This window comes from uncultured Pelagimonas sp., assembly GCF_947498515.1.
GTDB lineage: Bacteria > Pseudomonadota > Alphaproteobacteria > Rhodobacterales > Rhodobacteraceae > Pelagimonas.
The window spans coordinates 1-13,627 of the sequence record NZ_CANMKO010000012.1 but is presented as its reverse complement, the minus strand read 5'-3'; the positions used below and the strand labels follow the sequence as shown (position 1 = coordinate 13,627).

The window sequence follows — 13,627 nt, the reverse complement described above, 5'->3', positions numbered from 1 at the left end:
TCACAGTGACGCAAAGTTTGCGGATCGGATATATTGTTCCCCAGTTTCCGGGACAAACGCACATTTTCTTTTGGCGCGAGATTCAGGCGCTCGAAGAGATGGGCCACGAAGTACATGTGTTTTCAACGCGTAAGCCACCTCCTGGGTTGATTGCCCATGACTGGTCCGATCAGGCCATGGAACGCACAACCTATTTGGGAAGCGTCAATCCAATCAGTGCTGCCATAGCTGCGACCGGCCTGATGTCCAAGGGCCTTCCCGGTTGGATGCTCCGCGAAGGGGGGCGGTTTGCAAAAGATGCAGTGCTGACTTTTTCGGCGGCTCAGCAACTGGCAAAACACGCCAAGTCCCTGAAACTAGACCATATTCACGCGCATTCCTGCGCCCGTGCGTCTTTGATCGCATGTTTCGCCCATCACTTAGGGGCCCCAAAGTATTCCCACACCTTGCACGGACCTTTGTCCGATTATGGCCCCGGTCAGCGGTTGAAATGGGAATACGCCAGCTTTGCAACCGTCATCACCCAAAAGCTTTTAAATGAGATCAGCAAGGAGCTGGAAGGCCATTTGCCTGAACGAATAGCAATCCGCCCGATGGGGGTTGATACCGATGCCCTGAGCCGCTCAGCACCATATACGGTGCCAGAACGAGGACGGCCGATCAAAGTATTCTCTTGTGGACGTTTGAACATTGTCAAAGGTCATCAGGATCTCATGTCAGCCACGCGCCAATTGATCGACCAAGGTGTCGACATTCGGGTTGAGATCGCCGGCGAGGATGATGACGGCGGGCACGGATACCGCACCGAGCTAGAAGCTCACCTGAAGAAGCTGCACCTGCAAGATCACGTCAAATTGCTTGGTGCGATTGATGCGGATCAGGTCAAAGCCAAGTTGGAAGAATCGCATTTGTTTGTGCTGGCTTCGTGGCACGAACCCTTGGGGGTTGCCTATATGGAAGCGATGTCGATGGGCGTGCCGACCATAGGCACCGACGCAGGCGGAGTGCGTGAGCTTATCGAAGATAGCGTCAACGGCTATTTGGTCGAACCCAAAGCCCCGAGCCAATTGGCGCGGGTGATCCGCACCTTGGCGGGCGACCCAGCGGCTTTGCAACGCCTATCCGAGGCCGGTCGCGCCCATGTCGTGGAAAACTTCCGCGCCTCACTTGGCGCAGAGACATTGGTGTCTGAAATCACCTATCAGTTGAGGCGCTAGAGCCCCGCCACCGTAAGGCTGCGCCCGGCGGCACCTTCAAACAACAGCTCCTCGATCCCGGACATGCGGATAACAGCCGTTTCATTGCGGGCCACGAAAAGTGATCCGTTTTGTTCAAAACGATAGTCTTCGGGGGTTCCCGGTAAGATCGCCTTGTCGGTCCCACTTCCACCATGCAAGATATCGTTCCCCCCACTGCTGACCAAAGTGTCATTGCCCGATCCGGCAATAAGCACGTCTTCGTGGGTGGTTCCTTGCAAACGCTGGTTTCCAGTGCCTGCGATACGGGTGATACCGTTGTTAAACGCCGCAAGATCGCGTTTTTCCCATTCACCGGGACCGGCGGCATTAAAGGCCATCAACATGTCCCAGCGGGGATTACTGTCATCCAAATGCCGAAGCGCGCCCCAACTTCCCCATTTCGTGGCCGGAGCAACATCAACAAAAGCGTTGAACATTGTGCCGCCTGCCTGAACCCACCCAGCGAGTAACAGCTCGTAAAGCTTGGCCATTTCCGGGGTGTAGTTGAACTCTGTCAAAAAGGCGGTCAGCCGATCATCATTGACCTGCGCCCCATGCGCGGTGACATGTGTGCCGCCTTCGTACATGACCAAACGCAACCCGGCCTTGCGGGCTACAGCGGCCTGATAGGGAAAGATTTCTTCGGTCAACTCGCGCAAAGACCCATCTTGCAAGGCCAAGGTCACCGGGGCAATCGCGGCCTCAAACCGGGCTTTCTTAACAAACTCCCGCAAGGCAACGCGGCGCAACCCTTGGGCTTCTCCGGCTTTGGTGGCAATGGCTTCGGATTGATCCAGCCAATTGTTCATAACCTGCGCCATTTCATCGGTGCCCAACTCGTAACCGAAATACCCGGTCACCGCATAGGCATCAAAACTGTCCTGCGGAAAGGCACCCAACTGCAGAAACGCCAAGGGCGCGCGCAAGATGTCCTCTTCTAGGCCCGGCCATCCAGTGTGGGTTCCGACAACACGCACCAATCGATCCTTGCCCGCATCCCCATAGACATCCGACCAAATGTTCATCACCTGCGCCGCGCGCAGCCCATAGAACTGCATCCAGCCTGTATCGCTCTCGCCCCACAGGTCCGTCGCTTGGTTTCGCGCCCAAACGGCCTGAGGGAAGATGTGGTTCCAGACCTCATTGGAGTATTCAACATGCACCTTAAGGCGCGGGTCTAGCCCAGCCTTCACCGTCTCTGCAAACTGGCGGACATAATCGTCATCGGCCATATGCGGCAGGGTGAACCAAGGATCGGCACCGACATGGTTGGCCAAACGCAACATCACCTCAAGCGGCACCCCCCATTGGGTCCAACTCGCATCTGACATGCGCGGGCGATCATCCCACCCCGTCACCGGCGAGCCATTGGTCATCATCCAGTCCATAAACCGGATTGACCGCATGTCTTGAATGCGCTCGACCCACGCCGGGTTGAACAACGCGCCCGCCGCGTACATTTCGACATGATCTTGCTTCAGAATGCGAATATTGCGGATGGGGTTTTGCGCGTCAACTTCGGTGAGTTTCAACCCAACCAAACCCTCACCGGGACTATAGGAAAAGGTAACCTGACCATCGTCATATTTGGCCCGCTTGGCGCGCCCTGTGAGTTGCAATTTGCCCTGCCCTTCATAGGTCAGCACATATTTCCCAGAGATCGATTTTGACCCTTCCGGTTGGCTCGTCAATAGAACCGCTTCGAGCGCGGTCACGCCTTCGGGCACCCCGACAGGCCAGCCGTTTTCATCCAAAAACCCACCGGCGCGAAGCTCTTCCGTGCTCACCGCGCCCCATTGGCTGCCTTTGTGACCAACCCACCCGCGGGCGGATTTCATCAGGTCTAGAAAAGGATGCTGCGTGGACCAATCGGAAATGCCATTTAGCCCCATGCCCAAAACCGGAACACCGTCTGGCCGCGCGCCACTAGGGGGTAAAACCACGCTCAATCGTTCCGGCATAGCCGCTTCCACTGCCTCTGCTTGCTCGGCAACGGCTTGCGGCGCTTGCTCTAACGCGCGCTCAAGCGCTTGGCTTTCCGGCATGGCCTGCCAAATCCGCTCAGAAACCTGCGCGAACTTGTCGACGATATCGGGATGCAGAGTGGTAGGGGGGCGGAAATCTACCGGCGGCTTTTCGTTATAGAGCGAAGAGTAGGTTACCATCGCCGCCAAAAGGTAAAGCGTCGGTGTGCCATGTGGCGCGTCGTCTGAATAAAGTGCTTCGGCTGGCAACCCTTCGAGAACACCGCCATCGGCGAGCAAATCCGACAGAACAGAGGCAACAGGGATCAGTTGGATTTGGTGGTCAGGCCGGGTTAGGTCCAAAGTGTCAATCAACCCCTCATACCACGCGTGGTAGTCGCCCTGATTGAACTTGTGATAACGGCGAAGCCCGCGCCCGCTTGGTGGAAAGCCACCGGTAATTCCGCCCATTTCGGCCCAGCCTTCGTAGACAAACAAACGCGTCTCAGGGCTTTGCTGCGCAACCCAGTCAAATACCTTGATCATGGCCCCCAAAGGGCTTTCATCATTGGGGTTTTCGCCGTCATAGGGGGCGTCGGGCTTTTGATATTGAACAAAATTGGCCGGCGTTACGACAACCGCGTCAAATCCGGTATTGCCAAACCCATTGCGACCCGCGCCTTTGACACCCGGAAAGCTCCAATTTGGCACCGGAGGCAGGCCCTCAGCGAAATTGCGCAAGAACCCCCATTGCCCCTCGACGGCAAAATCCTTGCCTGCGACTTTGGCCATTTCATTGAGCCAATGGGGCACATTGGTGTGGTCATCCTCTTCACTCAGGTGGTGCACCAAAGAGTTGCCGAAAAAGTAGACCGAGCTGGCATCCCGCGCCTGAGCAAAGGCCGCCCCGCCAGCCAAGATTGCAATGCTGACCCATACCGCAAGTCGTTTTATCATCTGCCCACCCGTATCACACATTTTGCCATGGCTTTTATCCTATTATGCCGTAGGTCAGGGCAAGCTCAAACAATCCGTTTGCCGTTATTTGCGCAATCGGTTGAACATTACCAAGGCACCTGTTCGCCCGCCCAATCATAGAAATGGCCGGTTTGGTTCGGTTGCAGATTGTCAATCACCCGCAAAAGGTTACCCGCTGCGGTTTCCGGTGCCACCGAAGGATGCCGACCTAGGTATTTTTGCGTGAAAGGCGTTGCCACGGTGCCGGGGTGCAAGGCGACACAGATGCTGCGTTTGTGACTGCGTGACAATTCAATCGCTGCGCAGCGGATGATTTGATTGAGCGCGGCCTTCGAGGCCCGATAGCTTGTCCAACCACCCAAACGATTGTCGCCAATCGAGCCAACCCGCGCAGATAAGGTCGCGATCACGCTACGCCGGCCTTTTGGCAACAAACGGGCCGCATGGCGCAACACAAGGGCCGGACCAATGGCATTCAGGGCAAACTGATCTGCCATTGCCTGAGCATTCAAGACACGGATTGATTTTTCGGGTGCGGCCCCGGCGATTTCCAACGCCCCTGTTGCAATCAAAACCAAATCGTAAGGTCCGCTCAACTCAGTCAACTGCGCGTCAACGCAACCCTCGTCGGTGATATCGAACCCGGTTTGGCTGCGTGACAGGGTATCAAGCGCAACCCCGCGCGCCGCAATCGCCTTGGATAGCGCACCGCCAATTCCGCCGCTGGACCCTATGATCAATGCTCGTTGCATGGCCTCTCCTTTGATCAAGGACATAGCGCAACAAAGCGTTTGGACAAAAAACCTTCAAAATCCACTTTTCATTCACGCGAAGCGCGGTATAGTCCCGCCCATGCCAATGACCACACATATCGCCAAAATCGCGCGCCTTCCGGTGCCGTTTGCGCGTCGCCCGCTTTCCGGGCGCGATGGCTTGTGCATTGACCTACTCCTAACTCGCCTCTGAGCGCGGCCATTGCGGCGCGCGTGCTCAGAGGAGATGCGATCGCGCCGATAATCCCGCATATCAGTTAGGAAAACTCCATGAACAAAGTTAATCTGGCAAACAAGCTAGCGATGTTTGATAGCCATTGGGACCCGCATGTGGTCGCCAGCTATAATGACAACGATGTGATGGTTGTGAAGTTTCAGGGTGAATACCCGTTTCACAAACATGACACGACCGATGATTTCTTTTTGGTGCTCGAAGGCGAAGTCACCATGGATTATCAAGACCATGACCCGGTGACATTTGGCGCTGGTGAGTTGGTTGTAGTGCCCGCCGGGGTGATCCACCGCCCGCGCGCCGAAAAAGAAGTCAAAGTGCTTTTGATTGAACCCAAAGGCGAACCCAATTCTGGGGATAGCGACCGCGCTCCTGCCCCAAAACCGCATATCTGATCAGGACCAAAGACCATGACCAAAGACAGAGTCGTCATTTTTGACACAACCCTGCGCGACGGCGAACAAAGCCCCGGCGCAACCATGACCCATGACGAAAAGCTCGAAATTGCTGAGTTGCTGGATGATATGGGCGTCGATATTATCGAAGCGGGTTTTCCGATCGCCTCCGAAGGCGATTTCCGTGCTGTTTCCGAGATCGCCCAGCGCTCAAAAAACTCGGTGATCTGTGGGTTGGCGCGTGCGCAGCTGCCTGACATTGATCGCTGTTTTGAGGCGGTGAAACTGGCCGCGAAACCGCGCATTCACACCTTTATCGGTACCTCGCCGTTGCACCGGGCCATTCCGAACCTGACCATGGATGAGATGGCGGATCGTATCCACGAAACCGTCAGCCATGCCCGCAATCTGACCGACAATGTGCAATGGTCGCCGATGGATGCGACCCGCACGGAATGGGATTATCTCTGCCGTGTGGTCGAGATTGCCATCAAGGCCGGTGCCAGCACGATCAATATCCCTGACACCGTCGGTTACACCGCGCCGCGTGAAAGCGCCGATTTGATCAAGCGTCTGATCGAAACGGTTCCGGGGGCCGATGAGGTTGTCTTTGCCACGCACTGTCACAACGATCTTGGCATGGCGACGGCCAACGCGCTGGCCGCTGTCGAAGGCGGTGCGCGTCAGATTGAATGCACCATCAACGGCCTTGGCGAACGTGCCGGTAACACCGCACTCGAAGAGGTGGTCATGGCGCTTAAGGTGCGTGGCGACATCATGCCGTTTGAGACCAATATCGACACCAAAAAGATCATGCACATCTCGCGTCGCGTCGCGACCGTGGCGGGCTTCCCGGTTCAGTTCAACAAAGCCATTGTCGGTAAAAACGCCTTTGCCCACGAAAGTGGTATCCACCAGGATGGTATGCTGAAAAACGCCGAGACCTTCGAAATCATGCGCCCCGAGGATGTCGGCATCGCCGGAACATCCCTACCGTTGGGCAAGCATTCGGGCCGCGCCGCGTTGCGTGCCAAGCTCAAGGACCTTGGGATCGAGGTTGGTGATAACCAGCTTAAGGATATCTTTGTGCGCTTTAAGGATCTCGCGGATCGCAAGAAAGAGGTGTTTGACGATGATATCCTCGCGCTTGTGTCCACCGCCGAAGACGATGAGACTCAGCTGAAGCTGGTCAATATGCGGGTGGTTTGCGGCACCGGTGGCAAAGCCGAAGCCGAGCTTGAGATGGAGATTGACGGCCAAGACGTGACCGCGACCTGTAAAGGCGATGGCCCGGTTGATGCCACCTTCCGTGCGGTGCGCGAGTTGCACCCCAACACCGCACGCCTGCAGCTGTATCAGGTTCACGCCGTCACCGAAGGCACCGACGCGCAGGCCACGGTTACCGTTCGTCTCGAAGAAGACGGCAACATCGCCACCGGCCAGTCCGCCGATACCGATACTGTTGTTGCATCGGCCAAGGCCTATATCCAAGCATTGAACCGTCTTTTGGTGCGCCGGTCTAAAATGGGACCGGGGGCCGATACCAAGGAAATCAACTACAAAGACGTGTAAGTCACTCGGCCTATCCCCGCCTTTGGGGATAGGTCATTTTCAGTCTATGAAACAATTTTTCAAAACCCTCATCGGATACAAACCCGGAATTTTTCGCCGGATGGGTTTTGTATTCCTATCGGTTTTCGGCACAATGCTCGGACTACTGGGCCTAAGCCTTGTGATCCAAATCCTGTTCCACAAGCTCGGCTAACCCATTTGGCGCGAACAAAGATGTCTTTCCCCTTGTCGCCCACAGCCTGATCGTCATGATCCCTGCCAAACACATCTTACAGGCCGTATCATGACCCAATTCACCATCGCCTCTTTTAACGTCAAAAACCTCATTGGTGCGGACAAGGAATATTATAAGTTCCAAACCTACACCCCCGAGGAATACGCGTGGAAACAGGATTGGTTGGCCGATCAATTGCTCACCATGAACGCAGATATTGTCGGGTTTCAAGAGATTTTTGAGGAAGACGCCCTTCAAGCGGTTCTGGATGAGGCCTCGGAACGAGCAGATGCCTTAAACGCGGCGTCGGTTCCGGATCGTTCCAAGCGATATCACCGCAAGGCCATTTTCCGGCGCTTGGCGGTCGCGCCTTATCGTGACGCTGAAGTAGCCTTTGCCCCCAATGCCGCCGATAGCGGTGAGCCGGGTCAACGTCGCCCCGGATTGGCGATCTTGTCTCGGTTCGGGTTCGCAGAACCGCCAGAGATCATCCAAGACCTCGCCGAACCGCTCGACATCCCGTTTTCCGCCTTGCGGGGAATGGAAGACGACGCCGGGCATTTCCGACTGTGCCGCGTGTCGCGTCCAATCCTCAAAGCCCGCATTCCGGTTGGGGATCAGATCATCACGGTTTTCAACTGCCACCTGAAATCCAAGCTAGGCGAATATGACGGCCCTGGCCCTGCGGACCTAACCCAATACGATCCGATGGGTCGTGCTATGGGCGCGTTGCGCGCCGGGCTACGCCGCATGGCCGAGGCTTGGGTGCTCCGCCGAGAAATCCTTAAGGAGATCGACTTGGGTCGGCCTGTCATGGTCATGGGGGATTTCAACGACGGCGAACATGCCGTCAGTTCCGAGATCATCTCCGGCGAAACCCCGTTCAAGAATTACGCCTGGATGTTGCGCCATGACGCAGAGCATTCCGGTGATCGTTATAGCGACACGGAAAACGAACAGATCACCGAGGACATCACTGCTCGACAACTACATTCGGCGGAAAAGCTATTTGTGCGTAAATCCGCGCGCGACATGGTCTATACCACAGCCTTTGGCGGAGTTTTTGAAAGCATCGACCAGATTTACATGTCACGCCATTTTCACCCGGATTTTGCAGGTCGCATAGGTGAGATGGAGTATTTCAGCGTGTTCAACGACCATCTAACCGACGGCAGCCACCCCGAAGCGCCCTATAACAAACTTGCCTCAGATCATGGTCAGATCATGGCGCATATGTCACTAGGAGGTGACGCTAACTAAGGTCACGTTACGTCGTGTGTTCTTTGTTAACCACCAAGGCCTTAGTGTTGGCAGGCTCACAACGCAAAGGTCGAACAAGTGCCCATTTCGGTTGATGTCTATCCAGAGCAACGTTTGCTGCGGACGGTTTATTCCGGCTCTGTATCGGTTGCCGAAGTGTCCGCTGCATATCAGAAGTTTTTGGCAACACCCGGCGCGGAAAAGGTGAAATACGCCCTGAATGACCTGCGCGAACTCGATGAGCTCAAGGCGTTTTACGACGCTGCGGCGGTTATGGCGGATCTTGTCGCTTCGGACGGGGATGAAATGGCCGACCCATGGGACATCGCTATTGTGACCAACAATACTGGGCACTATCCGCTTTTGTTGGATTACGCCTCACGTATTGATGAAACCAGCCAAGTACGGTGCAAAGTGCTGCCCGATATTCCGTCGGCCGTTGTATGGTTCGGACTTGAGCAAGATGCCTTTGGCGCGCTGCTTCCGGAATTGATCCTCGCACCACAGATGCTCTGACGCCGTTAGGATTTCTTCACAAACTTAGTCAAGATAACAATCCGTTGGCCTTCGACCCGACCGGCAATGTGTTCGGCATTGTCCATCTCAAGGGAAATTTTGCGCACCGCAGTCCCTTGTTTTGCGGTGAAACCTGCCCCTTTGACTGGCAGGGCTTTGATCAACGTGACGGTATCTCCGTTTTGGAGGACCGTTCCGTTCACATCGCGATGCACGATGGCATTTTCATCCGGCATACCGGCCTTGGCGATCTCCAATAGCTCAGGCTCCAAATAGGCAATGTCCAGCAAATCACGCGCCCATGCGGCATCGAGGCGAGACAAAAGTCGGTAGGCCAAAACCTGTACCGGCGCGTCTGTGCTCCAAATTGCGTCGTTCAAACATTGCCAATGCGGCGCATCTTTGGGGCCGTCATCGACGCCGGTCCGGCATGTCGCGCATAGGTCAACAGAAACATCACAGCCTGACACGTCAACCGTTTCGGTTTCCGCTGCTTTGCATAAAACGCAACTGGCCATGATGTATTCCCTCAAATAATGCCTAGAGCATCGCAGGCACTACCTGATCTGGTGGACGGTGGCCATCGGCAAATGTCTTGACGTTGATGATGACCTTTTCGCCCATCTCAACCCGCCCTTCTTCGGTTGCCGACCCCATATGCGGCAACATCACGACGTTGGGCATATTGCGCAACTCAGGGTTGCCTTTGATGCCGTGTTCGTAAACGTCCAACCCGGCCCCGGCCAATTCCCCGGCCTTGAGCATGCGTGTAAGGGCGTTTTCGTCGATCACTTCGCCACGCGATGTGTTGATAATCACTGCGCTGGGCTTGAGGAGCTTAAGGCGGCGAGCATTGAGCAAATGGTATGTGCTAGGGGTCGAGGGGCAATTGACGCTGATTACATCCATGCGGGCCGCCATTTGATCAAGACTATCCCAATAGGTCGCTTGCAAGCTGTCCTCAACTTCGGGGCGAAGGCGGTGGCGATTGTGATAATGAATTTGCATACCAAATGCAGCGGCACGGCGGGCAACGGCCTGACCAATGCGGCCCATGCCCAAAATACCCAAACGACGCCCACCCAAGCGGCCACCAAGGAACGCCGTCGGCGCCCAGCCTTGCCAGTCACCAGCCTGCATGACGGACAGGCCTTCTTGAATGCGGCGAGTTACGCCAAGCATCAACGCCAAAACCATGTCCGCCGTGTCTTCGGTCACGACACCGGGGGTGTTTGATACCAAAATACCGCGCTGGCGGGCGGTTGACACATCGATATGGTCAAAGCCCGCGCCGAAATTGGCGATCAATTTCATCTGTGGCCCGGCCTGTCCGATTAACCCGGCATCAATTGCATCGGTTACAGTTGGAACCAGAACATCAGCCGTTTGAACGGCTTGCACCAACTCATCTCGTGTCATTGGGGTGTCAGTGTCCCGGAGCGAGACATCAAACAACTCCTTCAAACGTGTTTCTACGACCTCTGGCAAGCGTCGCGTCACAACAACACTAATACGTTTTGATGACATACAGGCTCTCCCCCAACTTCCATGATTGCCCCTTGTTACGCTAAACTGCACCCGGATCGGACGAGGCACAAGAACCCCGCCGAAATAATCGCGAGCAGGAAAAGAATATGTTCTGGAAGACCATGGCCTTTGGCCTTGTTTTCATGATGTTTGGCAATCTTGTCGCAGCCGGGCAGGACAAAGGGCCGGTGACCAACTTGCCGCTCCCGCGCTTTGTGTCGATGAAAGCGAACGAAGGGAACGTCCGGCGCGGCCCGTCGCTTACCCATCGGATTGATTGGGTGTACAAGCGCCGCGACATGCCATTGGAAATCACCGCTGAACACGGCCATTGGCGCCGGGTCCGCGACCGTGATGGCGCGGGCGGATGGGTGCATTACTCGCTGTTGTCGGGGGTGCGAACGGTGATTGTCGAAAAGGATTTTCTGCAATTACATCAACGCGCTGACCCGAGCACCCCTGTCAAAGCACAGCTCGAACTGGGCGTGATCGCGCGATTAGGTGAATGCGGGTCCACTTGGTGTCACCTAACGGCAGGCGGCTACAAAGGCTGGGCTCCAAAAACCGCACTTTGGGGTGTTGCCCCGGACGAAATCCGAGAATGATTGCAGGGCCTGACTGAACGTCAGGCCACTTCGTGAAACAGGATCGCAGCTTCCGAGCTCGACAGATTGCGTCGTGCGTATGATCCATAGACATGCGGGTTTTCCGCCACTTGTGGCAGACGCTCCATCAAACGAGAACGATCATTGTCATGAATTGTCGATAGTGCGGTGTTGGCGGGGTGGAAGCTTTCGGTTTCGATCCCATTGGCAAATAGCACCTCGTGGCGCGGCAACATCATGTGAATATAGGTCACTTCACGAAGCTGCGTGTCGCGTATCACGCTGTTTCCATTCACCAAATCACGGGCTGCAACCAAAACTTCAGGCGTGTTGAAAAGGGCGCGTGCAACAACGCCTTTGACCAACATCCGGTGCTCGGGGGACACAATGATTTCCTCATCTGGCTCGCCAATGCCAAAGGCACCAGGACGAATGCGGATCGGGCGTAGTTTAGGCATCGCAAACAAACGCGCACCCGTCATTCGGCGGCTGCCGATCCACTGGATTTGCTGAGCACCGTTGTCTTTGGTTTGAACCATGTCGCCTTCGCGCAGGTTTTCAATCCCGACGTTGCCATCCGGTGTCATAATTTTTGTACCGGGAGTGAAGCAAATCACCCCACTGGCTTGCTCACCTGATGCCTGTCCGCGTGCCGCTTCGATATTGTGGTGGACAACCCAGAGTTCACGGCCCTTCGGTGGCAGCTCATCAAGGAACATCAACAATGGCCGCGCGCCGTCACCAACCTCAATCAGAGTAACAGTGTAGCTTTGACTACCATCGGTCACGACAAAGCTGCTGTCACGCAGCGGATGTTCAACATCAACCGTGTCTACACGCGGCTGATGTGTCACGGCCGCGCCAACTAGGCGTCTGACCATGCGCGCTGCGCGTCTTCGAATATCGGCTTCGCCATCTGCCTGATCGAGCCGCAAGATTGATGTAGGTCCATCAACCCGAACAGCTTCACCCAGCCAAGACCATGCGGCCCCGACGGTAAGTGATGACGGTGGTGCGGCCTGAAGACCGTCTATTTCCGTCTGCGACCAAGAAATGACGAACGTGCCGCGATAGCCCGTTCCCATACCTGTCTGCCTGCCTCGTTTTTTATTTTATTAAAGATAAGTTAACGAATTGGCCGCGGGCTGGGAAGTCATTGATTGCCCGCGATATTACTCTAATATTCTCAACCCTTAGATGTGTGTTTTCTTCGCCACACCCCTTGATTCTATTTAGCGTCAGAATTTGACGCGTAAACGAATTGATCCAACCATCTGGCCTTCATCTTGCCCATCGAACTCCTCGGACAAGTAGGTCACGCCGAAAAACGTTGCGTTGCGTTCGCCTTGCCAATGGATGCCTGCGCGTACACGGGCGCGTGTTTCCTCGACTTCATAACCCCGATCTTCGGGAAGGAAGACACTGCTATCGACCCAGGCAAGGTCGCCGCCAAGGACATAGGACATGCCGGGTACGTACTCATAGACACTGCGGTAGCGTTGGCCGGTGACCGGATCTCTCACCAAAAGCTCTCCTTGGCCAACAGGACCAAAAGTGAGGTCCGCTCCTACTCGGGCCAGAGTTTCGGCCCCCCAGCGCAGCTCAGAAAAAGGTCGGATGACGCCCTGACCAACTGCAAACTGTCGTCCGGCCTCCCCCACAAACGTTGGGTGAAAGCCATCTTCGATTTGATCATCCAAAACAGAGGGCTTGGCCGGGTTTTGTTGCAGCATATCATGCAAACCAGTGTGCAAATCACCGAGACCGGTTTGAGGCCCGGTGACAACCAAATCCGCACCTACCGCAAACTCGGTACCACCACGCTGAAAATGCGTGTGTAAACCCAGTGACAAAGCCCCGGCAAAGGGTCGGTCCCCGTCTTCAGGATTGCGGAAATCTTCTGGCGTCATGACCTGACCACCCAAGCGATACTCCAAGATATCAAAGGGTTGATCCGGTAAAAACCCGTTCCAACCATATCCAACGACACGGCTGGATGCGACAGAACCCGATTGCCAACGGTCTTTGAAATCGCCCAGAAGATCATTGGAAACCAGCCGACCATGGCCAAGCATCTCACGCCCTTCGGCGGAGACGGAGTGGACACAAGCGAACACGGCGACAAGCGCCATGGCGAAAAAGCGGATCATATAATCCTCAGCGTTCGTGCCCCCCCGGGCACTTTACGCCTAGCATGCAATGTGGGGAACTCCCAGAGGAAGCAGGTCATTTGCAAAGACCTGTGGCGCCACCCCCTCAGTCTTGCAAAAACCCTTCCCGCCCAATGCTTTCATAAGCGGAGAATCCGGCGCGTTTGGCGTCTTTTGCGGTGTAGACGTTGCGCAGGTCCGCC

At 55.6% G+C, this 13,627-nt stretch carries 13 protein-coding genes; 7 read left to right on the top strand and 6 right to left on the bottom strand.

From position 1 onward, the window contains the following. The first annotated feature begins 5 nt into the window (after positions 1-5). Entirely contained in the window at positions 6-1,217 is a 1,212-nt protein-coding gene (gene epsE, locus Q1A43_RS19265; protein ID WP_299926858.1) for an exopolysaccharide biosynthesis GT4 family glycosyltransferase EpsE, read from the top strand. Here the strand turns inward: epsE and Q1A43_RS19260 are convergent. Both Q1A43_RS19260 and Q1A43_RS19255 read right to left on the bottom strand, forming a co-directional pair. Further along, positions 1,214-4,159, bottom strand: coding sequence for a calcium-binding protein (locus Q1A43_RS19260; RefSeq protein ID WP_299937904.1), 2,946 nt, complete (start codon positions 4,157-4,159; stop codon positions 1,214-1,216). The genes epsE and Q1A43_RS19260 overlap by 4 nt on opposite strands. 107 nt (positions 4,160-4,266) lie before the next feature. Next, positions 4,267-4,932 (bottom strand): SDR family NAD(P)-dependent oxidoreductase, encoded by a 666-nt coding sequence (locus tag Q1A43_RS19255; RefSeq protein WP_299937901.1) that lies wholly within the window; start codon positions 4,930-4,932, stop codon positions 4,267-4,269. A 291-nt stretch (positions 4,933-5,223) separates the two neighbouring features. Between Q1A43_RS19255 and Q1A43_RS19250 the strand changes: the two genes are divergently transcribed. The 5 genes from Q1A43_RS19250 (at position 5,224) to Q1A43_RS19230 (ending at position 9,142) form a co-directional block, all read left to right on the top strand. Next, positions 5,224-5,580 (top strand): cupin domain-containing protein, encoded by a 357-nt coding sequence (locus Q1A43_RS19250; protein ID WP_299937900.1) that lies wholly within the window; start codon positions 5,224-5,226, stop codon positions 5,578-5,580. A 15-nt stretch (positions 5,581-5,595) separates the two neighbouring features. Next, on the top strand, positions 5,596-7,152 hold the full coding sequence (locus tag Q1A43_RS19245; protein ID WP_299937897.1) for a 2-isopropylmalate synthase: 1,557 nt from the start codon (positions 5,596-5,598) through the stop codon (positions 7,150-7,152). A gap of 46 nt (positions 7,153-7,198) precedes the next feature. After that, on the top strand, positions 7,199-7,345 hold the full coding sequence (locus Q1A43_RS19240) for a hypothetical protein (protein ID WP_299926843.1): 147 nt from the start codon (positions 7,199-7,201) through the stop codon (positions 7,343-7,345). A 90-nt stretch (positions 7,346-7,435) separates the two neighbouring features. After that, a complete protein-coding gene (locus tag Q1A43_RS19235) occupies positions 7,436-8,626 on the top strand; it encodes an endonuclease/exonuclease/phosphatase family protein (protein WP_299937894.1) in 1,191 nt (396 codons plus the stop codon). Positions 8,627-8,704: 78 nt separating this feature from the next. Continuing rightward, a complete protein-coding gene (locus tag Q1A43_RS19230; RefSeq protein ID WP_299926838.1) occupies positions 8,705-9,142 on the top strand; it encodes a hypothetical protein in 438 nt (145 codons plus the stop codon). 5 nt (positions 9,143-9,147) lie between these two features. On the opposite strand, the gene Q1A43_RS19225 is transcribed toward Q1A43_RS19230, so the two are convergent. Further along, the gene (locus Q1A43_RS19225; protein ID WP_299937892.1) at positions 9,148-9,660 is read right to left on the bottom strand and encodes an alkylphosphonate utilization protein; all 513 of its coding nucleotides are present in this window, start codon (positions 9,658-9,660) and stop codon (positions 9,148-9,150) included. A gap of 22 nt (positions 9,661-9,682) precedes the next feature. Beyond that, positions 9,683-10,669, bottom strand: a complete 987-nt coding sequence (locus Q1A43_RS19220) for a D-glycerate dehydrogenase (protein WP_299926832.1) — start codon at positions 10,667-10,669, stop codon at positions 9,683-9,685. 122 nt (positions 10,670-10,791) lie between these two features. Between Q1A43_RS19220 and Q1A43_RS19215 the strand changes: the two genes are divergently transcribed. Then, the gene (locus Q1A43_RS19215) at positions 10,792-11,274 is read left to right on the top strand and encodes an SH3 domain-containing protein (protein WP_299927030.1); all 483 of its coding nucleotides are present in this window, start codon (positions 10,792-10,794) and stop codon (positions 11,272-11,274) included. A 20-nt stretch (positions 11,275-11,294) separates the two neighbouring features. Here the strand turns inward: Q1A43_RS19215 and Q1A43_RS19210 are convergent, their stop codons facing one another. Next, a complete protein-coding gene (locus Q1A43_RS19210) occupies positions 11,295-12,359 on the bottom strand; it encodes a Hint domain-containing protein (RefSeq protein ID WP_299937890.1) in 1,065 nt (354 codons plus the stop codon). A 153-nt stretch (positions 12,360-12,512) separates the two neighbouring features. Then, entirely contained in the window at positions 12,513-13,424 is a 912-nt protein-coding gene (locus tag Q1A43_RS19205; protein WP_299937887.1) for a lipid A-modifier LpxR family protein, read from the bottom strand. Between the last annotated feature and the right edge of the window lie 203 nt (positions 13,425-13,627).